17 protein-coding genes and 2 pseudogenes are annotated in these 21,408 nt (G+C 42.0%); 13 read left to right on the forward strand and 6 right to left on the reverse strand.

What is annotated here, in order from left to right; translation table 11 throughout:
* Positions 1–71: 71 nt before the first annotated feature.
* Positions 72–287: a hypothetical protein gene (locus CJU60_RS20930; protein WP_044156111.1), complete on the reverse strand. Its 216-nt coding sequence runs from the start codon at positions 285–287 to the stop codon at positions 72–74.
* Between the two features lie 163 nt (positions 288–450).
* Here CJU60_RS20930 and CJU60_RS20935 point away from each other — a divergent pair, with 163 nt between their 5' ends.
* Positions 451–1,545, forward strand: coding sequence for a M24 family metallopeptidase (locus CJU60_RS20935; RefSeq protein ID WP_024121192.1), 1,095 nt, complete (start codon positions 451–453; stop codon positions 1,543–1,545).
* A 53-nt stretch (positions 1,546–1,598) separates the two neighbouring features.
* On the opposite strand, the gene CJU60_RS21995 is transcribed toward CJU60_RS20935, so the two are convergent.
* On the reverse strand, positions 1,599–1,724 hold the full coding sequence (locus CJU60_RS21995; protein ID WP_010334030.1) for a hypothetical protein: 126 nt from the start codon (positions 1,722–1,724) through the stop codon (positions 1,599–1,601).
* Positions 1,725–1,830: 106 nt separating this feature from the next.
* On the opposite strand from CJU60_RS21995, the gene CJU60_RS20940 reads away from it, so the two are divergent.
* The 7 genes from CJU60_RS20940 to splB all read left to right on the forward strand — a co-directional run bounded on the left by CJU60_RS20940 (position 1,831) and on the right by splB (position 9,568).
* On the forward strand, positions 1,831–2,796 hold the full coding sequence (locus tag CJU60_RS20940) for a LacI family DNA-binding transcriptional regulator (protein WP_095714836.1): 966 nt from the start codon (positions 1,831–1,833) through the stop codon (positions 2,794–2,796).
* A 61-nt stretch (positions 2,797–2,857) separates the two neighbouring features.
* Entirely contained in the window at positions 2,858–3,724 is an 867-nt protein-coding gene (gene glcT / locus CJU60_RS20945; protein WP_038954190.1) for a glucose PTS transporter transcription antiterminator GlcT, read from the forward strand.
* A gap of 231 nt (positions 3,725–3,955) precedes the next feature.
* A complete protein-coding gene (gene ptsG / locus CJU60_RS20950) occupies positions 3,956–6,055 on the forward strand; it encodes a PTS glucose transporter subunit IIABC (protein WP_024121195.1) in 2,100 nt (699 codons plus the stop codon).
* 98 nt (positions 6,056–6,153) lie between these two features.
* Positions 6,154–6,420 (forward strand): phosphocarrier protein HPr, encoded by a 267-nt coding sequence (locus CJU60_RS20955; protein ID WP_010334034.1) that lies wholly within the window; start codon positions 6,154–6,156, stop codon positions 6,418–6,420.
* Entirely contained in the window at positions 6,420–8,132 is a 1,713-nt protein-coding gene (ptsP, locus tag CJU60_RS20960) for a phosphoenolpyruvate--protein phosphotransferase (RefSeq protein ID WP_059292877.1), read from the forward strand. Before CJU60_RS20955 ends, ptsP begins: the two co-directional genes overlap by 1 nt.
* A 90-nt stretch (positions 8,133–8,222) precedes the next feature.
* The gene (gene splA / locus CJU60_RS20965; RefSeq protein ID WP_095714837.1) at positions 8,223–8,462 is read left to right on the forward strand and encodes a splAB operon transcriptional regulator SplA; all 240 of its coding nucleotides are present in this window, start codon (positions 8,223–8,225) and stop codon (positions 8,460–8,462) included.
* A gap of 77 nt (positions 8,463–8,539) precedes the next feature.
* Complete coding sequence (gene splB, locus CJU60_RS20970) at positions 8,540–9,568, forward strand: spore photoproduct lyase (protein ID WP_024121198.1); 1,029 nt, start codon at positions 8,540–8,542, stop codon at positions 9,566–9,568.
* On the opposite strand, the pseudogene CJU60_RS20975 reads toward splB, so the two are convergent.
* Positions 9,561–10,264, reverse strand: a pseudogene (locus CJU60_RS20975) (GNAT family N-acetyltransferase). The gene splB and the pseudogene CJU60_RS20975 overlap by 8 nt on opposite strands.
* Before the next feature lie 157 nt (positions 10,265–10,421).
* Between CJU60_RS20975 and CJU60_RS20980 the strand changes: the two are divergent.
* Together CJU60_RS20980 and CJU60_RS20985 are read left to right on the forward strand one after the other, a co-directional pair.
* Positions 10,422–12,389 carry a methyl-accepting chemotaxis protein gene (locus tag CJU60_RS20980; RefSeq protein WP_095714838.1) on the forward strand — a complete coding sequence of 656 codons (1,968 nt, stop codon included), beginning with the start codon at positions 10,422–10,424 and terminating at the stop codon, positions 12,387–12,389.
* Between the two features lie 137 nt (positions 12,390–12,526).
* On the forward strand, positions 12,527–13,393 hold the full coding sequence (locus CJU60_RS20985) for an NAD(P)-dependent oxidoreductase (protein WP_095714839.1): 867 nt from the start codon (positions 12,527–12,529) through the stop codon (positions 13,391–13,393).
* A gap of 39 nt (positions 13,394–13,432) precedes the next feature.
* Here CJU60_RS20985 and CJU60_RS20990 read toward each other — a convergent pair whose 3' ends face one another.
* The gene (locus tag CJU60_RS20990; protein WP_024121205.1) at positions 13,433–14,212 is read right to left on the reverse strand and encodes a CAP domain-containing protein; all 780 of its coding nucleotides are present in this window, start codon (positions 14,210–14,212) and stop codon (positions 13,433–13,435) included.
* A 338-nt stretch (positions 14,213–14,550) separates the two neighbouring features.
* Here CJU60_RS20990 and CJU60_RS20995 point away from each other — a divergent pair, with 338 nt between their 5' ends.
* Both CJU60_RS20995 and kinA read left to right on the forward strand, forming a co-directional pair.
* Positions 14,551–16,668, forward strand: a complete 2,118-nt coding sequence (locus tag CJU60_RS20995; RefSeq protein ID WP_141243811.1) for a peptidoglycan D,D-transpeptidase FtsI family protein — start codon at positions 14,551–14,553, stop codon at positions 16,666–16,668.
* Positions 16,669–16,830: 162 nt separating this feature from the next.
* Positions 16,831–18,663 (forward strand): sporulation histidine kinase KinA, encoded by a 1,833-nt coding sequence (kinA, locus tag CJU60_RS21000; protein ID WP_095714840.1) that lies wholly within the window; start codon positions 16,831–16,833, stop codon positions 18,661–18,663.
* Here the strand turns inward: kinA and CJU60_RS21005 are convergent.
* Both CJU60_RS21005 and CJU60_RS21010 read right to left on the reverse strand, forming a co-directional pair.
* Positions 18,660–19,843 (reverse strand): annotated as a pseudogene (locus CJU60_RS21005) (aminotransferase A). The gene kinA and the pseudogene CJU60_RS21005 overlap by 4 nt on opposite strands.
* Positions 19,844–20,044: 201 nt before the next feature.
* Positions 20,045–20,206 (reverse strand): hypothetical protein, encoded by a 162-nt coding sequence (locus CJU60_RS21010; protein ID WP_003238943.1) that lies wholly within the window; start codon positions 20,204–20,206, stop codon positions 20,045–20,047.
* Between the two features lie 206 nt (positions 20,207–20,412).
* Between CJU60_RS21010 and cheV the strand changes: the two genes are divergently transcribed.
* Positions 20,413–21,324, forward strand: a complete 912-nt coding sequence (gene cheV / locus CJU60_RS21015) for a chemotaxis protein CheV (protein WP_024121210.1) — start codon at positions 20,413–20,415, stop codon at positions 21,322–21,324.
* Positions 21,325–21,408: the final 84 nt, after the last annotated feature.

Here is a 21,408-nt window from a genome sequence, read left to right on the forward strand (position 1 = left end):
TTTTCAAACTTGAAGGTGTTTTTTATTTGTCTCATCTTATGGGGTCAGTCCCAAATGGGCTGCTGTTTTTTTTATGGATCAAGTTTTACCTTCCTTTGCTTTTTCTCTTGATCGGGCCTTTTCATCACAATGATGAGAGCCAGGATGCAGCAAAGGAAGCCGGCTGCACAGCCTATGATAGAGCTGTAATAATAAAAATCCACCAGCTTCATACCGACAAAAGGAGCGGAAATTCCCGCAACTGTTAATAGAACAACTGCCTTACGTCTGAAAAAATTCATCAGCAAACGGAACAACTCCCTGCGATTTAACTCTCCTCTCAGTATACAAGATGACCGGCAGGAAATAAAATGATGGAAAACGGAAAGTCGCCGTGAAAGGCAAACACCCGTAAAACCTGTTACAATATATAAAGAACAATGCATGGCAAAAGGCAGGGAGGAACAAGAAATGAATAGAATACAACGCGTCTCTTCATGGCTGAAGGAAGCGGGGCATACTGCCGCATTTATTCATACGAAAGAAAATGTATTTTACTTAACCGGTTTTTATACAGAGCCGCATGAACGTGTAATGGGTTTGTTTATCTTTCAAGAGGAGGAGCCATTTTTCGTTTGTCCGGGAATGGAGGCAGACCAGGCCCGAAATGCCGGATGGAATCACGAAATTATTGGCTATGCCGATCACGAAAATCCATGGGAGCTCATTGAAAAAGCACTCAAAAAACGAAATGTCAGCATACATACGCTTGCCGTAGAAAAGGATTCAATCTCGCTTTCGCGTGCCGAACAACTGAAGCATTCAGCTGGAGGGGCTCAATTTGTATCAGCAGAAGAAACACTTAACCAATTTCGTCTGATTAAAGGCGAGCATGAAATTAAATTGCTGAAAGAGGCGGCGAAGCTTGCCGATTTTGGTGTTGAAGTCGGAACAGCTGCTTTGCGTGAAGGCATCAGTGAGGTGGAAGTTCTCGCTCAGATTGAGTATGAGTTGAAGAAAAAAGGAATTCAGGGCATGTCTTTCTCGACAATGGTGCTATTCGGGAAAAAATCAGGTCAGCCTCACGGAAATCCGGGGACAGCCACATTAAAGAAAGGCGATCTTGTCTTGTTTGACCTGGGTGTTATTATGGACGGCTATTGCTCTGATATCACGCGAACCTTTGCTTACAAAACAATCAATCCGAAGCAGGAAGAAATGTACGAGACGGTGCTTCAAGCGGAAAAAGCCGCGATAGAAGCAAGCAAACCAGGCGTGAGAATCGGAGATCTGGACTTAACTGCCCGCGGAATCATTGAAAAAGCCGGATACGGAGAATATTTCCCTCACCGGCTGGGCCATGGTCTCGGCATTTCAGTGCATGAGTACCCGTCAATGAGCAAAGCCAATGACACGCTGCTACAGGAAGGAATGGTTTACACAATCGAACCGGGCATTTATGTGCCGGATGTTGGCGGCGTACGCATTGAAGATGACGTTCACGTAACAAAAGACGGGGCGGTTGCGCTTACTCAATATCCGAAGGAATTAACGATATTGCCGTAACAGGCAGAGATAAAAAAGGACTTTGTTCTCGACATCGTCCTTTTTTATCTGTTTTAAATAAAAAAATCATCAAACGTCCGAAATGGTTTCACTTCATGTTTTTGATTGAGCGGTCTTACAGCCAGGCAGCTTCCGCCCAGAACGGCCAGACATAATCCAATTAAAATGAAGAAACCCATTTATATCTTCTCCTTTCAGCAAAAAAACATCTAATCTGTCGGTACGTTCTTATCGTATTGTATGAAACGCATTCCAGATCAAGGGAAATCAGAAAGAAGGGAATTTATGGCTAATATTAAAGACATTGCAGACAAAGCCGGTGTCTCCGTTACGACGGTTTCCAGAGTCATAAACAATCATCCTTATGTAAGTGAAGAGAAAAGAAAAAGAGTGCTTGAAGCAATGGAAGTGTTGGAGTACACAAGAAATGTCCACGCTGTGCATTTGTCGAAGGGGTTTTCAAACATGATCGGTGTTGTGATGCCGACGATCGGCCTTCCTTATTTTGCGGAACTGATGGCGGGAATCTCAGACGCTGCCGCAGAATCAGGTATTCACCTCTCTTTATTCCAGACAAATTATGACGTGAAGAAAGAAATCTTTGCGCTGTCCCAATTAAAACAGCGCCAGGTTGACGGTTTGATTTTTTGCTCGAAGGCGCTGTCTGATGACAAGCTCAAGGAGTGGGAAGGGCCGATATTGCTTTGTCAGAATTCAAACAAGGGCGGGTTTTCCACAATCAGCATTCCTCATCAAGCCGCATTCCGGGACGGACTCGACTATTTAATCGCCAAAGGGCACAAAAAAATAGCGATTTGCTTAGCGAGAAAAAAAGGCATGAACAGTCATTTTCGCATCAAAGCATATAAAGAAGCATTGGAAGAGATCGGAGAAACATTCAATGAAGAATGGGTGATTGAGAAAGCGATTACAATGAACGATGGAAAAGCGCTTTTTCATAAATGGAACAACTGGAGAGAAAGGCCGACGGCTATTTTTGTCGCGAATGACCAGGTATCGGCAGGGCTTTTACTCGAAGCGAAAGCTCAGAAAGTGTCTGTTCCGGATGAACTTGCGATCTTAAGCTTTGATAACCATGAAATCAGCCAATTGCTTGGGATATCAACTATCGATATTCAAGCGAAGGAAATGGGCAAGCAGGCGTTTTCCATGCTGGAAAAAAGGATTCAAGGTCAGCCGATTGAAAAAAGAGTTCTTGATTACCGTCTCATTGAAAGATCGACTGTTTAGTGAATGCATGAAAAAAGGTTTGACGCGCATTCCGTTCGTTATGTACGATATGAGGTATTGAATGACAAAGGAGCTGAGGATCGTGAATGGGTCCTTTACAGTGAAAAAGGTACTGAATAATAACGTATTAATTGCTTCTCATCATAAATACAGTGAAGTAGTTTTGATCGGAAAAGGAATTGGTTTCGGAAAAAAACAAGATGATGTGATTGAAGATAAAGGGTACGATAAAATGTTCATTTTAAAGGACGAAAAGGAACAGAAGCAGTTTAAAAAGCTCCTCGACTATGTTGATGAAAAGCTCGTTGATATTTCAAACGATGTCATATACCATATCAGCAATCGGACAAACCGCTCACTAAATGAACATATTCATATTGCACTGACTGACCATATTGCATTTGCAATCAAAAGGCAGCAGCAGGGCTTTGATATGAAAAATCCTTTTTTAATGGAGACGCAGTCACTTTATCCGGATGAATATCAGATTGCCAAAGAAGTCATTGATATGATCAATGAAAAAGCGGGCATCTGCCTTCCGGAAGGGGAGATCGGTTTTATCGCCCTGCATATTCATTCAGCCCTGACGAATCGCCCGCTGTCCGAAGTCAATAAGCACTCTCAGCTGATGGCGCAGCTTGTAGAGGTAATTGAAGACTCGTTTCAAATGAAAGTAAATAAGGAAAGCGTCAACTATTTACGGCTTATCCGGCACATCAGATTTACGATAGAAAGAATTAAAAAAGAGGAACCGACTAAAGAACCAGAAAAATTAATGTTGTTATTGAAAAATGAATATCCGCTATGCTACAATACAGCTTGGAAATTGATTAAAATCTTGCAGCAAACATTGAAGAAACCAGTTCATGAGGCGGAAGCGGTTTATCTCACGCTTCATCTGTACCGATTAACCAATAAAATTTCATAAATTCAGTTTATCCTTTAAAAACGTGTTACTGATCCGATCAGGCATGAGTGATTGAGGGGAAAAAACGGGAAGGTCATTCTCGTTCTTTTGCGCACCCTATTTTGCTCATGCCTTTTTTGTTGTGTAAAAGGGCAAATGTAAACGGTTAAACTGGAAGACTTACGCCTGTGAATTCGTTGTCATGATTTTTAGCTGTAAGGTCAGACTAGTAAAAAGAGGAGGTCAATTCTTATGTTTAAAGCATTATTCGGCGTTCTCCAAAAAATCGGGCGTGCGCTTATGCTTCCAGTTGCGATTCTTCCTGCGGCGGGTATTTTGCTTGCGATCGGGAATGCAATGCAAAACAAGGACATGATTCAAGTCCTGCATTTCCTAAGCAATGACAATGTTCAGCTCGTAGCGGGTGTGATGGAAAGCGCTGGGCAGATTGTTTTCGATAACCTTCCGCTTCTTTTCGCAGTAGGTGTAGCCATCGGGCTTGCCAACGGAGATGGAGTTGCCGGGATAGCAGCAATTATCGGTTATCTGGTGATGAACGTATCCATGAGTGCGGTTCTTCTTGCAAACGGAACCATTCCTTCCGATTCAATCGAAAGAGCCAAGTTCTTCACGGAAAACCACCCGGCATATGTAAACATGCTCGGCATACCTACCTTGGCGACAGGGGTATTCGGCGGTATTATCGTCGGTGTGCTGGCGGCATTGTTGTTTAACAAATTTTATACAATTGAATTGCCGCAATATCTTGGTTTCTTTGCGGGTAAACGTTTCGTACCGATTATTACGTCAATTTCCGCACTGATTCTGGGTCTTATTATGTTAGTGATCTGGCCTCCGATCCAGCATGGATTGAATGCCTTTTCAACTGGATTAGTGGAAGCGAATCCAACCCTTGCTGCATTTATCTTCGGGGTCATTGAACGTTCGCTTATTCCATTTGGTCTGCATCATATTTTCTACTCGCCGTTCTGGTATGAATTCTTCAGCTACAAAAGTGCAGCCGGAGAGATCATCCGCGGGGATCAGCGTATCTTTATGGCGCAGATTAAAGACGGCGTACAATTAACAGCAGGTACGTTCATGACAGGTAAATATCCATTTATGATGTTTGGTCTTCCTGCTGCGGCACTTGCGATTTATCATGAAGCAAAACCGCAAAACAAAAAACTTGTTGCAGGTATTATGGGTTCAGCAGCACTGACATCCTTCCTGACAGGGATCACAGAGCCATTGGAATTCTCATTCCTATTCGTTGCCCCTGTCCTATTTGCGATTCACTGTTTGTTTGCAGGGCTTTCATTCATGGTCATGCAGCTGTTGAATGTTAAGATTGGTATGACATTCTCCGGCGGTTTAATTGACTACTTCCTTTTCGGCATTTTACCGAACCGGACGGCTTGGTGGCTTGTCATCCCTGTTGGTTTAGGGATTGCGGTTATTTACTACTTCGGATTCCGATTTGCGATCCGCAAATTTAATCTGAAAACACCAGGCCGTGAGGATGCTTCAGCTGAAACAGCAGCATCCGGGAAAACAGGAGAAGCAGGCGACCTTCCTTACGAGATCCTGCAGGCAATGGGTGACCAGGAAAACATCAAACACCTTGATGCTTGTATCACTCGTCTGCGCGTGACAGTAAACGATCAGAAAAAGGTTGATAAAGACCGTCTGAAGCAGCTTGGCGCCTCCGGGGTTCTGGAAGTGGGCAACAATATTCAGGCGATTTTCGGACCGCGTTCTGACGGATTAAAAACACAAATGCAGGACATCATCGCGGGACGCAAACCAAGACCTGAACCGAAAACATCCGCTGAGGAAGAAGTAGGGCAGCAGGTTGAGGAAGTCATTGCAGAACCGCTGCAAAATGAAATTGGCGAGGAAGTCTTTGTTTCTCCGATTGCTGGAGAAATTCACCCAATTACTGATGTTCCTGACCAAGTCTTCTCAGGAAAAATGATGGGTGACGGCTTTGCGATCCTTCCTTCTGAAGGCATCGTCGTTTCTCCGGTACGAGGAAAAATATTAAATGTTTTCCCGACAAAACATGCAATCGGCCTGCAATCCGACGGTGGAAAAGAAATTTTGATCCACTTCGGCATTGATACGGTCAGCCTCAAGGGCGAAGGGTTTACGTCTTTCGTATCAGAAGGGGACCGCGTTGAGCCTGGACAAAAGCTTCTTGAAGTTGATTTGGACGCAGTAAAACCGAATGTACCGTCTCTGATGACACCGATCGTATTTACGAACCTTGCTGAAGGAGAAACAGTCAGCATTAAGGCAAGCGGATCAGTTAACAGAGAGCAAGAAGACATTGTGAAGATTGAAAAATAAGGGTATATAGTACGCTGTGCTTGTCAGATGACAAGTACGGCTGTATGATATAATATTGTGAAGTAATATAGCTTTAAGTTAAAAGGAGAATGATAAAAATGGCACAAAAAACATTCAAAGTAACTGCAGATTCTGGAATTCACGCTCGTCCTGCAACAGTTCTTGTACAAACTGCAAGCAAATACGACGCTGACGTTAATTTGGAATATAACGGCAAAACTGTAAACCTTAAATCAATCATGGGTGTTATGTCTCTTGGAATCGCTAAAGGCGCTGAAATCACAATTTCTGCTGCTGGCGCTGACGAAAACGATGCTCTTAACGCTCTAGAAGAAACAATGAAAAGCGAAGGACTCGGCGAGTAATGCAAGAATTAAAAGGGATTGGTGCTTCAGCCGGCATCGCGATTGCAAAAGCGTACCGGCTTGAAGAGCCAGATTTAACGGTTGAAAAGAAAAACATCTCTGATTCTGAAGCGGAAGTAAGCCGTTTTGATGAAGCGATTGCACGTTCTAAAGAAGAGCTCGAAAAAATCAAAGAGCATGCTTTGAAAGAACTGGGTCAGGATAAAGCTGATATTTTTTCTGCTCACCTTTTAGTTCTCAGTGACCCTGAGCTTCTGAATCCTGTGAAAGAAAAAATCAGCTCTGATTCTGTAAACGCTGAATTCGCTTTAAAAGAAACGTCTTCTATGTTCGTTACCATGTTTGAATCTATGGATAATGAATACATGAAAGAGCGTGCGGCAGATATCCGCGACGTAACAAAACGCGTAACGGGCCACCTGCTTGGCGTTGAAATTCCAAACCCAAGCATGATTTCAGAAGAAGTTATTATTGTAGCTGAAGACTTAACACCGTCTGACACGGCTCAATTAAACCGTGAGTTCGTAAAAGGATTCACAACTGATATCGGCGGACGCACATCTCACTCTGCCATCATGGCGCGTTCTCTTGAGATTCCTGCAGTTGTCGGAACGAAAGCGGCTACAGGCACGATCCAAAACGGCGTGACTGTTATCGTTGACGGTATTAATGGCGATGTCATTATCGATCCTTCTGCGGAAACTGTAAAAGAGTATGAAGAAAAACATAACGCTTATTTAGCTCAAAAAGCTGAGTGGGCGAAGCTGGTCAATGAACCGACTGTATCAAAAGACGGTCATCATGTAGAGCTTGCAGCGAATATCGGTACTCCTGATGATGTGAAGGGTGTTCTTGAAAACGGCGGAGAAGCAGTTGGTCTTTACCGTACAGAATTCCTTTACATGGGAAGAGATCAGCTGCCTACAGAAGATGAGCAGTTTGACGCTTACAAAACGGTTCTTGAGCGTATGGAAGGAAAATCAGTTGTCGTTCGGACACTTGATATCGGCGGAGACAAAGAGCTTCCTTACCTGCAGCTTCCTAAAGAAATGAACCCGTTCTTGGGCTACAGAGCGATTCGTCTTTGCCTTGAAGAGCAAGAAATCTTCAGAACACAGCTTCGCGCGCTGCTTCGTGCAAGTACATACGGAAACTTGAAAATCATGTTCCCTATGATTGCGACAGTTAACGAATTCAAAGAAGCGAAAGCGATCCTTCTTGAAGAGAAAGAAAAGCTTGTCAAAGCGGGACAAACTGTATCTGACGACATCGAAGTCGGTATGATGGTTGAGATTCCGTCAACTGCAGTTATCGCTGATCAGTTTGCTAAAGAAGTTGACTTCTTCAGTATCGGAACAAATGATTTGATCCAATACACAATGGCAGCTGACCGTATGAATGAACGTGTATCTTACCTGTATCAGCCATACAACCCTGCAATCCTTCGCTTAATTACACTTGTAATTGAAGCGGCACATAAAGAAGGAAAATGGGTCGGCATGTGCGGAGAAATGGCAGGAGATGAAATTGCGATTCCGATTCTTCTTGGCTTAGGCTTAGATGAGTTCTCAATGAGCGCAACTTCTATCCTTCCGGCAAGAACACAAATCAGCAAATTGTCTAAACAAGAAGCTGAGTCATTCAAAGAGAAAATCTTATCTATGAGCACGACAGAAGAAGTTGTCGCGTTCGTAAAAGAAACATTCAAGTAATTCACAAAAACCAGACGGCCTCCGGCCTGTCTGGTTTTTTTCATAATCAGGGATGCAGCGGGGCACAATAACATGGCTAGGAGGGATAGAATGTCAAACGAATTTAACGCAGGAGATACAGTCTACGTCATCTACAGAAATCCGCACGCCGCCAATGTTGCTCATATAAAGGAAGCTGAAATTGTGCATCACCCATACCATGAGGGTGAGCTTTCCCTGTTTATATTTGAAACCTATCATCCGTTTGCTGAGGATGATGCTGTTTTTGCAAGCTATGAAGAAGCAAAATCACTTTACAAAGAATTATTTGATATCGATCCGTACAAGTAACAAGGAAAACATTACAACTCATATCCTTTCCGCCTTATGAGAAAAGTAACGGTAGAAAAGGAAAAGGATGTGGCACCATGCAGAACCCATTTGTTCCGCAGCTCGTTTATATTGAACCGAGAGCAATGGAATATCCATTGGCACAGGAATTACATGATAAATTTGAAAAAATGGGCATCGAAATCAGAGAAACGACGTCCCATAACCAAGTGCGCAATATTCCTGGTAAAAACCATCTTCAGCAATACCGTAATGCAAAATCAACTTTAGTAATCGGTGTCCGAAAAACATTAAAGTTTGATTCTTCAAAACCGTCAGCTGAATATGCGATCCCGTTTGCGACAGGCTGTATGGGGCATTGCCATTACTGCTATTTACAAACCACAATGGGAACAAAACCCTATATCAGAACCTATGTAAATGTCGAAGAAATCTTGGACCAGGCGGATCAGTATATGAAAGAACGTGCACCGGAGTTTACAAGGTTTGAAGCTTCATGTACCTCGGATATTGTGGGCATCGACCATTTGACACATACGCTCAAGCACGCCATTGAACATTTTGGACAGAGTGAGCTTGGCAAGCTCAGATTTGTCACGAAGTTTCACCATGTTGATCACCTTTTGGATGCGAAACATAACGGGAAAACAAGATTCAGATTCAGCATAAATGCTGACTATGTGATTAAGAATTTTGAGCCGGGAACCTCTCCTCTCGATAAACGGATTGAAGCGGCTGTAAAAGTAGCGAAAGCAGGCTACCCGCTAGGCTTTATTGTTGCGCCGATTTACATCCATGAAGGCTGGGAGGAAGGATACAGACATCTGTTTGAAAAACTTGATGCCGCTTTGCCGCAGGATGTCAGACATGATATTACCTTTGAATTGATTCAGCATCGATTTACGAAGCCGGCGAAACGAGTCATTGAGAAGAATTATCCAAAAACAAAGCTTGAGTTAGATGAAGAAAAGCGGCGCTATAAATGGGGACGCTACGGGATCGGAAAATATATTTATCAGAAAGATGAAGAGCATGTGCTTCGGGAAACGCTTGAATCTTATATCGATACGTATTTTCCTAATGCAAAAATTGAATATTTCACGTAAACGGGCTGTCAGCTTTACAGCTCGTTTTTTTTATAAAAAGGGATTTTTCCACTCCATCAAAACCCCGTAATTCAAGGATTCTTCATCGTCCAAATAATTGCTGACGATGCAGAGCGGTGAACGGCCGCAATGGAGGAGAAATGACAGTACAGGATCTTTCTTTTTTCCTTCTATAACATCCTCTACATATTGTGAAGCACTGATCTCATGTGCGTACTTATGATAAAAAGGAATACGTCCGCCGCCGAGTAACCGTTCCATTCGCTTTTCAACGGCTAATTCATACATCGTATTCATCAGCCATTTCCCTATTCCAAGCTTCCGGTAATGCGGTGAAACCGAAATATCAACTACATATAACGTATTTGCCTGCGGATCATGACATGTAATATAGCCGTTATCTGTTGTCTCCGCCCATGTATGCTCGGGAGCATCAGGATCAAATTGCACGATAAGGGAAGTCATCGAACCGACGATTTCACCATTAACCAGCGCGCATAAGGCGCCTTCCGGAAAGGTGTTGATATGGCTGTCAAGCTGTTCTTCTGACCACAGCAATTCCTGCGGAAATGGAGGGGGGAAACACTCTTTCTGCAGAGAAAGCAATCCCTCAATGTCTGTTCTTGAATAATTTCTGATCGTCAGCCGCTCAAATTTAATGCCATTATGGACATACATCTGTTTAAAAATGACAATCACTCTCCTTGTGCTGTTTATTATATCGTAATCCAAACTGCTGAAACACAATCAGTTTGAATTTTCAGTAAATATCTTGTAATTTCATTATAATTTATTTTATGTTTATTCATTTTTTGGGTGAAAAGGCCGATATAGAAAATAGGAGGGGATTGGTTTGTTTAAAAAACTTCACATGAAGATTGCTGTTTTCGTTTCTATCATGTTAATCGTCACAGTTGTTCTTTTGATGCTTTCTTCTTACCTGACGTTAAAACCGATGATTACAGAGGATGGGAAAAACACGACACAAAACGTAACAAACTCGCTTGAACAAAATATCGAACTGCAATTAAAGAGTTATGACATTTCGCTGTTAAGATTGGCAAATGGAGAGTTAACACGTGCGTTTGTGACAAATTCAAGTAAAGAAGCTGCCAGGCTGTTTAATGATGACATTAAACAAATTAAAGAAAACGATGATTATGTGGCGATGGCCTATATAGGCACCGCAAAAAAAGAAATGTTTACATATCCGAAAGCAGAATTTGCAGAAGATTATGATCCGGTTTCTAGACCATGGTATAAGCGCGCGGCTGAAACACCGGATAAAGTCGTCTGGACGGAACCCTATAAAGATGTCGTGACGGGAGAAATGATCGTCACAGCCTCAAAAGCAGTTCTTGACGGGCAGAAGGTGATAGGCGTTGCCAGTTATGATCTGAAACTTTCTTCCATCCAGACCATGGTAAATAAGCAAAAGGTGCCATACAATGGCTTTGCTTTTTTAGCTGATGCAAGCGGCAATCTTTTAGCACATCCGTCAAACCAAGGAACAAATATCTCCAAGGACCAAACATTAAAAACCATTGCATCTGACAAAAACGGGATACAAGATGCAAAGGGAAAAATGATTGTGTATCAAACGGTTGGAGAAACGGGATGGAAAGTCGGAACACAATTTGACACAAATCAATTAATGTGGATTTCAGATAAAATGAATCGGGCGAACCTTTTCATCTCACTCATCGCGCTGGCGGTGACGATTATTCTCAGCTATTTCCTCGCCAAAACAATAACCGGGCCGATCCAGCAGCTGATTGCAAAAACAAAGGCCGTCTCTGCAGGCGATTTGACAGTGCATGCAGAGTCAAAGACCAAGGATGAAGTCGGCATGTTAACAAGAGACTTTAATCAGATGGTTGAAAACATGAAGGAAATGGTGGAACAAGTCAGACATTCTTCAGGAAAAGTGTCTGACACCTCTGAACAATTAACAGCTGTCTCCGCTGAAACCAATGAAACGAGCGGACAAATTGCGAAAGCGATCGAAGAAGTGGCAGCAGGGGCAACGGAACAGGCTTCAGAAGTTGAGACCATTAACGAAAAATCAGAAAACCTGTCTGCTAAAATCAGACGAATTGCTGATCAGGCAGGCGGCATGAAAGCACGTTCAAAATCCTCAGAGGATGCAAGCTATAAAGGGCTTGACGCGCTCGGCCAGCTGCTGATGAAATCAAACGAAGCCAATACGGAAACAAAGAAAGTCGAAACGATGCTGCTGGATTTGGAAAATCAAACGAAGAATATTGAAGAAGTGGTTACTGCGATTTCAAATATTTCGGATCAAACCAATTTACTTGCCTTAAATGCCAGTATTGAAGCAGCCAGAGCCGGTGAAAGCGGACGCGGATTTGCAGTCGTGGCTGAAGAGGTGCGGAAGCTTGCCGAGCAGTCAGCGCTTTCCACCAAGCATATCAGTGAGACAGTGAAGCTGATTCAGCTTGAAACAAAAGAGGCTTCCCATGCAATGGTTGAAGCAAGTAAAATGAATGATGAACAAAACAGCGCAATTCATGAGACTGGTGAAGTATTAAACACCATCACCGCGGAAATGCAGTCACTTGTTCAAGGTATTGATCAAATTTACGAAGAAATACAAAGAATGAGTGAAGAACAGTTTGCCATTTCTGAAGCGATTCAAAGTATCTCAGCTATATCACAGGAATCGGCTGCTGCAGCGGAGGAAGTCAACGCCTCAACCGATGAACAGCTGATCACGCTTGAGAAAGTCAAACACTCAACTGATACATTAAAACATGCAAGCCAAGAGCTTATGAACGCTATTGCTAAATTTACATTATAATCATCATTGGATACCCAGGACTTTTTCAAGTTTTGGGTTTTTTTATTTTTTAGACTCTACTATATGATTACTAGATATGGTAGTCTAGAAAATGATAAATTTTAACTAAATGAAATCTAACGTCTGGGGGAATTTTCTTGAAAAAAACAGTCGGTTTTATCGGTCTTGGAGTAATGGGAAACAGTATGGCTTCACATATCCTTAAAGATGGACATCACGTATTGGTGTATACCCGGACAAAAGCAAAAGCGGACAGCATACTGGAAAAAGGCGCGGTGTGGAAAGACACTGTAAAAGAACTATCGAAAGAAGCGGATATCATTATTACAATGGTAGGCTATCCCAGTGATGTAGAAGAAGTGTATTTCGGCAGCAGCGGAATTATTGAAAATGCTAAAAAAGGCGCGTATCTCATTGATATGACGACTTCCAAACCGTCGTTAGCCAAAAAAATTGCGGAGGCAGCCAAAGAAAAATCATTATTTGCCTTAGACGCACCTGTTTCAGGAGGTGACATTGGCGCGCAAAACGGAACACTGGCGATTATGGTCGGAGGAGAAAAAGAAGCGTTTGAAGCTTGCCTGCCCATCTTCACTTTAATGGGAGAGAATATTCAATATCAAGGGCCGGCAGGAAGCGGACAGCACACAAAGATGTGTAATCAAATCGCGATTGCAGCAGGTATGATCGGTGTAGCCGAAGCGATGGCTTATGCCCAAAAATCAGGCCTTCAGCCGGAAAATGTCCTGAAGAGCATTACAACTGGAGCGGCAGGAAGCTGGTCATTATCAAATCTCGCCCCGCGTATGCTGAAAGGTGATTTTGAGCCAGGATTTTATGTAAAGCATTTTATCAAAGATATGGGAATTGCTTTAGAGGAAGCTGAATTAATGGGTGAAGAAATGCCAGGCTTGTCGCTTGCGAAATCATTATATGACCAACTTGCCGCACAAGGAGAAGAAAACAGCGGGACCCAAAGTATATATAAGCTTTGGGTGAAATAAAAAGAGATTGCCTGTCCAAAACAGGCAATCTCTTTTTTATTATTTTCCGATGAATTGCTGTGTCCAGTAGCTGCCGGATTCAACATAACCGACACCGATGTGTGTAAAGTTAGGGTTAAGAATGTTTTTTCTGTGGCCCTCACTGTTCATCCAAGCTTTTACTACTTCTTCAGGTGTTTTTTGTCCTTTAGCAATGTTTTCACCAGCTGTTTTGTAGCTGATTCCGAAAGATTTCATCATATCAAACGGTGAGCCGTACGTTGGGCTTTGGTGATCAAAATAGTTCTTGTCTTTCATATCCTGTGATTTTGCATGTGCAGATTTGCTTAATGTTTCATCAATTTGTAGCGGTTTTAAACCTTGTTTTTGTCTTTCTGCATTTGTCAGCTCAACAACTTTTTTCTCATATGCACTTACAGATGAAGGTGCAGCTGTTGTTGTATTATTGCTTGTTTTTTCAGGAGTAGCCGGTGCTTTAGCAGCAGTGCTTTTATCAGCAGCGGCTTTTTCAGGAGCCTTTTGGGCTGGCTTTGCAGCTTCCGGCTTTTGAACATCCTGAATCTTCATGTTGGATTGTTTCGCGTGCTTTTGAAGAAGCTTCTCGAGATCTTTTTCGTTAGCCGCGTTTAGTGTTTTTATATTTGTTTTAATATGTAGCTTTTTCACTACATCCTTAAGTGTAAGGTTTTGCACTGTGTTCCCCGTTTTGACCGTTACCACAGGCTGGCAGGAGAGTTCTTTCGCTGATGCTTGCTGTACGCCTCCGAATGTGAATAATCCAACCGCAGCGGCAGCAGATAAAATAAATGCTTTTTTCATTAGTTCGTAACCTCCTAGAGTTGTTTGTTTTCTACAAAAAAATCATAACATAGCTTTTTTGTCATAAAGAATCCATCACTTTCCTTTGACAAATGATGATTGTCATTTTTGTAATCAAAACGCGCTGAACCGCTGATGGCAAGCGAGTAACGCGTATGTAGTGATTTTATCTCACAGTTACATAGCTTCCTATTTTTTGAATCGTTAGTTATATTTTAATGTATTTCAATATTGACAACTTTTTTTATCCCTTTTCGCTGTAACAACTATTACAAAGGTGTTACAATTAAAAACAGTATATGTAAATATATTGAATGATTTGAGAGGGGTAACCAGAAGTGACTGAAATAGGACGTGAACCAAAGAAAAAGCGCAAAGGAAACAGAGCAATCAGAATGAATCTGTATTTCCTAGCGGTCTTTGTTCTATTTACTGCATTAATCTTTAAGCTTGGCGTTGTTCAAATTGTCGAAGGCGAACAGCATGAAGAAAACGCTGAGAAAGCTAATGCGAAGACAGCGTATTACCCAGCGCCTCGGGGGAAGATGTATGACAGAAACGAGAAAGTGGCTGTTGATAACCAGAGCGTGCCGGAAATTGTGTATGTCTCAACATCAAGTACAAAAACAGAGGACAAAATCAAAACAGCTAAACGGCTTGCCGCTTTGATCGATATTGATACCGAATTTTTAAAGGATAGAGATTTACGTGATTACTGGCTCGCTTCTCATCCAAAAAAAGCTCTCAACCTGTTAAAGGAATCTGAAAGCAATCTGAAGGGGACACAGGCTTACAAGCTTCAAGTTGAACGCGTCCCGGCTGAAGAATTGAAGGCCATCCAGCGGGATGACGAAGAAATGCAAACCGCGGCCATATACACAAGATTTTCAAGCGGAAATGCGTATGAACCTCAGATTGTAAAAGCGATGGACCCAAATGACAGCAACGGCAACGGCAAAAACGGATCATTGCTTGATGAAAAGAAAAACTCCTCGCAAAGACCGAAAAATGATTTAACATATGATGAAATTTCTATTGTGTCTGAGCATTTAGAAGAGCTGCCGGGGATAGATGTCGTAAACGATTGGACACGAAAATACCCTTATGACAAAACACTTTATTCCGTTTTTGGAGGTGTCACAACACCTGATCAAGGGCTGCTCAGCGACCGGAAAGACTTTTATGTTACGAGAGGCTATGCGAGTAATGACAGAGTCGGCAAAAGTTATTTGGAGTATCAATATGAGGACTATTTAAATTCTCATAAAGAAAAAGTGGAATACGTGGAAGACAATAAAGGAAATGTCGTCAGCCAGAAAACAATCGACAAAGGCAGCAGGGGCTATGATCTTCGGCTTTCTTTTGACATGGAGCTTCAGGCAAAGGTAGAAAAGATTGTGGAAGAAGAAGTGAGAAATAGCCGCGCACGCGGAAACTATATGCTTGACCGGGCCTTTGTTGTGATGATGGATCCGAATAACGGCGATATTTTGTCGATGGCAGGAAAAAAGATAGATTTAGAAACAAATAAGATTCAAGATTATGCGATCGGTGCTTTTACAACCCAATATGAAATGGGATCAGCAGTAAAGGGTGCAACCGTTCTCGCGGGCTATCAGGATGGGATTCCGCATTATAAATATTTCCATGATGCACCGATGTATTTAGGAACGAACCTCATAAAAAAATCTTACACAAATATGGGAACCATCAATGAATTAACGGCTTTGCAAAAAAGTTCAAACGTATATATGTTTAATGTTGCTATGCATATAGCTGGGGTAACGTATAAGCCGCGTGGACCGCTTCCTGCTGATCAGAAGGATCTGCTCAAAATGAGAAATTACTACAGCCAGTTTGGTCTTGGAGTCAAGACTGGTGTTGACCTGCCGCAGGAATCTGCAGGAATGCAAACGACACCTGATGTTGTAGGGGGCTTAATTTTAGACTTGGCAATTGGTCAATATGATACATATACACCGCTTCAGATGGCGCAGTACATTTCGGCAATCGCAAATGGCGGATACCGCATACAGCCTAGAATCGTCACAAGTATCCATAAACCCAGCAGTGAAGAGGAGCTTGGAAAAACAATTGAGCAAAGAAAGCCCAACATCCTGAATAAAATCAATAATACGGAAAGTGATATTCAGCAAGTAAAAACTGGAATGAAATTAGTTACAACTTCGGGGACCGCTAAAAATACTTTTACAGAAGACGTGTCTGGAAAAACGGGAACAGCGGAAACATTTTACTATGGCACAAATCAAAATTGGTGGGGAAAAAGCCCATACAATCTAACATTTGTCGGCTATTACCCATCGAAAAATCCAAAAGTTGCATTTAGTGTGGTTGTACCTTCAGTAGCAAACGATCACGATCCGATCAATAAGTTAATCGCCAAAAGAGCCATACACGCTTACGCAGAGCTCGAAAAGAAAAATAGCGAAAAATAAAAAACAGGGTGCACATCTGACAGAATGTGTGCCCTTTCTTTTACTCAAAAATTAGAGATCACTATAAGAATAGAAGGAGAATACTCATTTTCTAGCGAATCATACTAGGTAAAAGTCAATCTGTAAATGTCGAACATGATGATCATGCAAAGGAGGGATTCTGTGGAACAGGATACGCAGTATGTTAAGCCATTTCAAACGAAAACCGATATTCATGCAGTCTTGGCTTCTAATGGACGCATCATTTATATATCAGCCAACTCCAAACTGTATCTGGGTTATCTCCAGGGAGAAATGATCGGATCATTCCTCAAGACATTTCTGCATGAGGAAGATCAATTTTTAGTTGAAAGCTATTTTTATAATGAACATCATCTGATGCCGTGCACCTTTCGTTTCATTAAAAAAGATCATACGATTGTATGGGTGGAGGCTGCAGTAGAAATTGTGACGACGAGAGCTGAGCGGACGGAACGGGAAATCATTTTGAAAATGAAGATTCTCGAAGAAGAGTCTGGGCATCAGCCTCTTAACTGCGAAAAACATGAAATTGAGCCTGAGAACCCGGAATCAACTACATATATAACGGATGATTATGAGCGGCTAGTTGAAAATCTTCCAAGCCCGCTATGCATCAGTGTCAGCGGCAAAATCGTCTATGTAAACAGCGCGATGCTTTCCATGCTGGGAGCAAAAAGCAAGGATGCTGTTATTGGCAAATGGTCCTATGAATTTATTGAGGAAGAGTATCATGATATCGTGAAAAACAGAATTATACGAATGCAAAAAGGAATGGAAGTCGGAATGATTGAACAGACGTGGAAAAGGCTTGATGGCACACCTGTTCATTTAGAAGTGAAAGCGTCCCCGACCGTCTACAAAAACCAGCAGGCTGAACTGCTTCTGCTAATCGATATCTCTTCAAGGAAAAAATTCCAAACCATCCTGCAAAAAAGCCGTGAACGATATCAGCTGCTGATTCAAAATTCAATCGATACTATTGCTGTGATTCATAATGGGAAATGGGTGTTTATGAATGAGTCGGGAATTTCGCTGTTTGAAGCGGCGACCTATGAGGATTTAATCGGCAAAAATATATACGATCAGCTCCACCCTTGCGATCATGAGGACGTGAAAGAGAGAATCCAAAACATTGCCGAGCAAAAAACAGAATCGGAAATCGTTAAGCAATCATGGTTTACCTTTCAGAACAGGGTCATCTACACGGAAATGGTCTGCATTCCGACGACCTTTTTCGGTGAAGCGGCTGTCCAAGTCATTCTGCGTGATATTTCTGAGAGAAAACAAACAGAGGAACTCATGCTTAAATCAGAAAAGTTATCTATCGCAGGACAGCTCGCAGCGGGAATCGCGCATGAGATCCGCAATCCGCTGACCGCGATCAAAGGGTTTTTACAGCTGATGAAACCGACGATGGAAGGAAATGAACATTATTTTGACATTGTATTCTCTGAGCTCAGCCGAATTGAATTAATACTCAGTGAACTGCTGATGCTGGCGAAGCCCCAGCAGAATGCCGTGAAAGAGCATTTGAACTTAAAAAAACTAATTGGTGAAGTCTCTGCGCTGCTGGAAACCCAGGCGAATTTAAACGGGATTTTCATCAGAACCCGTTATGAGAAAGACAGCATTTATATAAACGGGGACCAAAATCAGCTGAAGCAGGTATTCATTAATTTAATAAAAAATGCAGTAGAATCTATGCCTGACGGAGGCACTGTAGACATTATCGTAACAGAGGATAAGCATTCTGTTCATGTTACCGTCAAGGACGAAGGGGAGGGCATACCTGAAAAGGTGCTCAACCGTATTGGAGAACCATTTTTAACGACAAAAGAAAAGGGAACGGGACTCGGGCTGATGGTAACATTTAATATCATTGAGAATCATCAAGGCGTTATCCATGTAGACAGCCAGCCGGATAAAGGCACAGCGTTTAAAATCTCATTTCCAAAAAATAAAACAACGGCTTAAACGCCGTTGTTTATATCGTCTGCATCGATTCCCTTTTCTTTAGTACAAATAATTCTAAACGATCTAATCCTTCTCTTAATGTGTCCAGCGAGTATGCAAAAGACAGCCTTACATATCCTTCACCAAACGCTGAGAACGAGCTGCCGGGCACAAGCGCCACACCAGCATCCTCCAAAAGAGCCATACTAAAGTCAAACGAAGACATCCCAAAGGATTTAATAGAAGGAAAAATATAAAATGCGCCAGACGGTTTTACGACATCAAGACCCATAGACACGAGGCGGTCATACACATAATCGAGCCGTTTTTTGTACTGCTCTCTCATAATCAGGGCGTCGTCAAATCCGTTAGTCACAGCTTCAAGCGCTGCCTTCTGAGAAATAGAGGACGCACATGACACATTGTATTGATGAACCTTTAAAATGTGTTTTGCTATGTCTTTCGGAGCGAATAAAAATCCGATTCTCCATCCCGTCATGCTGTGGGACTTTGACAAGCCGTTAATGACAATGGTTTGATCCCGCAAATGTGTTGCAATCGAATGGTGCGGTCTGTCATATGTTAATTCGCTGTATATTTCGTCTGACAATACGAAGACATTTCTGCCTTTTAATAGAGCCGCGATGCTTTTCAGCTCTTCTTCAGATAATGTCACACCGGTAGGGTTTGACGGATAAGGAAGTACGACACACTTGGTATTGGGAGTCAGAGCTTCTTCAATCAGCCGGGCTGTGAGTTTAAACCCGTGAGACGTCGTGTCAACAATGACAGGCTTGGCACCGCATAAATTGATGATAGGTTCATAACCCGGGTATATCGGACCTGGCATAATGACTTCATCGCCGGGAGACAGAATGGTGCGGAAAGCTGCATCAATGGCTTGGCTCGCTCCCGTTGTGATCATTATTTCACTTTCAGCTTCATAGTTGAAGTCCGCTTTTTTCTTCATATAAAGCTGAACAGCTTGTCTCAATTCCAGGTAGCCGGCATTTGGAGTGTATGACGTAACATTGTCATCAATGGCTTTTTTTGCGGCAGCTTTCACATGATGCGGCGTGAAAAAATCAGGCTGGCCGATCGTAAGTGAAATGACATTTTCGTGTTGAGATACAAGATTTGAGAATTTGCGTATTCCTGAAATTTCAATTTCTCTGGCTTTCGGATTCAGCAAATGTTCCATAATTCATCACCTTAATATATATAATGAGTTTCTCCTATTTTACCACTAGCTGGCCATTTGTCACCTTTTTAACCTATATATTTCGATTGTATGCGCCTATTTACTAAACATACCTTCCTTCTCAGAAAAAAAGAAGACAACCAGCGATTTGATTGTCTTTATTGTATCATGTTCTATTATTGTTTATATGTGCCAATTTCATCAATAACCATAGTCAAAATGAAGGTCTTCGTGCCAAATCATGTACGGGGGATGCTCTTCTTGAAGATCAGCAGATTCTTTCTTCATATGAAGATAAGTCTCTTCACTGATATCCTCTAAAACAGTCATTTCATTTTCTTTAAATATTACTAAAGTACCCATTATTTACACCCTTCTTTGGAAAAATCCTTGACTATTTTATCACTGTCAGTTGGAAAGTCAATGGTCATTAGGAAAAAAGTTTCTTTTTTTAAGGTTATCAGCATAACTGTCGCAGAATAGGATTTTGAAGAGCCTCACCATTCATTTTTTATAATTTTCGCCGATATATACAGTACAATACTGAATGCGAATAGCGAGGGATTGAATTGTCGTTACAACAATACGAAATTTTATTGGATTCTGGTACAAATGAATTAGAAATTGTGAAGTTTGGCGTTGGTGGCAATGCTTTCGGCATTAACGTCATGAAAGTAAGAGAGATTATTCAGCCTGTCGAGGTCACATCAGTGCCTCACTCCCACCAGCATGTAGAAGGAATGATTAAACTAAGAGGAGAAATTCTCCCAGTCATCAGCCTGTTTTCCTTTTTCGGGGTGGAGCCTGAGGGATCAAAAGACGAGAAGTATATCGTAACCGAATTTAATAAGCGAAAAATTGTTTTCCATGTCGGGTCTGTTTCTCAAATTCATAGAGTTTCATGGGAAGCGATTGAAAAACCGACTTCCTTAAATCAAGGAATGGAGCGGCACCTCACAGGGATTATCAAACTGGAAGAAACGATGATCTTTTTGCCTGATTATGAAAAAATCATCTATGATATCGAGTCAGACTCAGGTGTTGATACGTACAATATGCATACCGAGGGCTTTGATGAAAGAAGAACTGATAAAAAGCTTATCATTGTAGAAGACTCACCGCTTCTGATGCGTCTTTTAAAAGATGAATTAACCGAAGCCGGATACAACAATATTACAGCGTTTGAGAATGGAAAAGACGCATATGACTATATCATGAACCTTACCGAAAGCGGCAATGATTTAACAGAACAGATCGATATGATCATCAGTGATATTGAAATGCCGAAAATGGACGGACACAGGCTGACAAAGCTGCTTAAAGACAATCCGAAGAGTTCTGATGTGCCGATTATGATTTTCTCATCATTAATTACAGATGATTTGCGTCACCGGGGAGAAGTGGTCGGCGCCGATGAGCAAATCAGCAAGCCGGAAATCAGCGATCTGATTAAAAAAGTGGATACGTATGTGATCGATTAATAAAAAAAGCCGGATGCCATAAGTGGGGACTGACCCCATAAGATGAGACAAATAAAAAACACCTTCAAGTTTGAAAACGGATAG

It is taken from the genome of Bacillus sp. 7705b, from assembly GCF_002289525.1.
GTDB lineage: Bacteria > Bacillota > Bacilli > Bacillales > Bacillaceae > Bacillus > Bacillus halotolerans.

What these genes read in the sequence shown, in the direction of transcription:
- CJU60_RS20935 (WP_024121192.1), top strand. Translation starts at nt 451, where the DNA reads ATGAATAGAATACAACGCGTCTCTTCATGGCTGAAGGAAGCGGGGCAT.
- CJU60_RS21995 (WP_010334030.1), bottom strand. Translation starts at nt 1,724, where the DNA reads ATGGGTTTCTTCATTTTAATTGGATTATGTCTGGCCGTTCTGGGCGGA.
- CJU60_RS20940 (WP_095714836.1), top strand. Translation starts at nt 1,831, where the DNA reads ATGGCTAATATTAAAGACATTGCAGACAAAGCCGGTGTCTCCGTTACG.
- glcT (WP_038954190.1), top strand. Translation starts at nt 2,858, where the DNA reads ATGACAAAGGAGCTGAGGATCGTGAATGGGTCCTTTACAGTGAAAAAG.
- ptsG (WP_024121195.1), top strand. Translation starts at nt 3,956, where the DNA reads ATGTTTAAAGCATTATTCGGCGTTCTCCAAAAAATCGGGCGTGCGCTT.
- CJU60_RS20955 (WP_010334034.1), top strand. Translation starts at nt 6,154, where the DNA reads ATGGCACAAAAAACATTCAAAGTAACTGCAGATTCTGGAATTCACGCT.
- ptsP (WP_059292877.1), top strand. Translation starts at nt 6,420, where the DNA reads ATGCAAGAATTAAAAGGGATTGGTGCTTCAGCCGGCATCGCGATTGCA.
- splA (WP_095714837.1), top strand. Translation starts at nt 8,223, where the DNA reads ATGTCAAACGAATTTAACGCAGGAGATACAGTCTACGTCATCTACAGA.
- splB (WP_024121198.1), top strand. Translation starts at nt 8,540, where the DNA reads ATGCAGAACCCATTTGTTCCGCAGCTCGTTTATATTGAACCGAGAGCA.
- CJU60_RS20990 (WP_024121205.1), bottom strand. Translation starts at nt 14,212, where the DNA reads ATGAAAAAAGCATTTATTTTATCTGCTGCCGCTGCGGTTGGATTATTC.
- CJU60_RS21010 (WP_003238943.1), bottom strand. Translation starts at nt 20,206, where the DNA reads ATGGGTACTTTAGTAATATTTAAAGAAAATGAAATGACTGTTTTAGAG.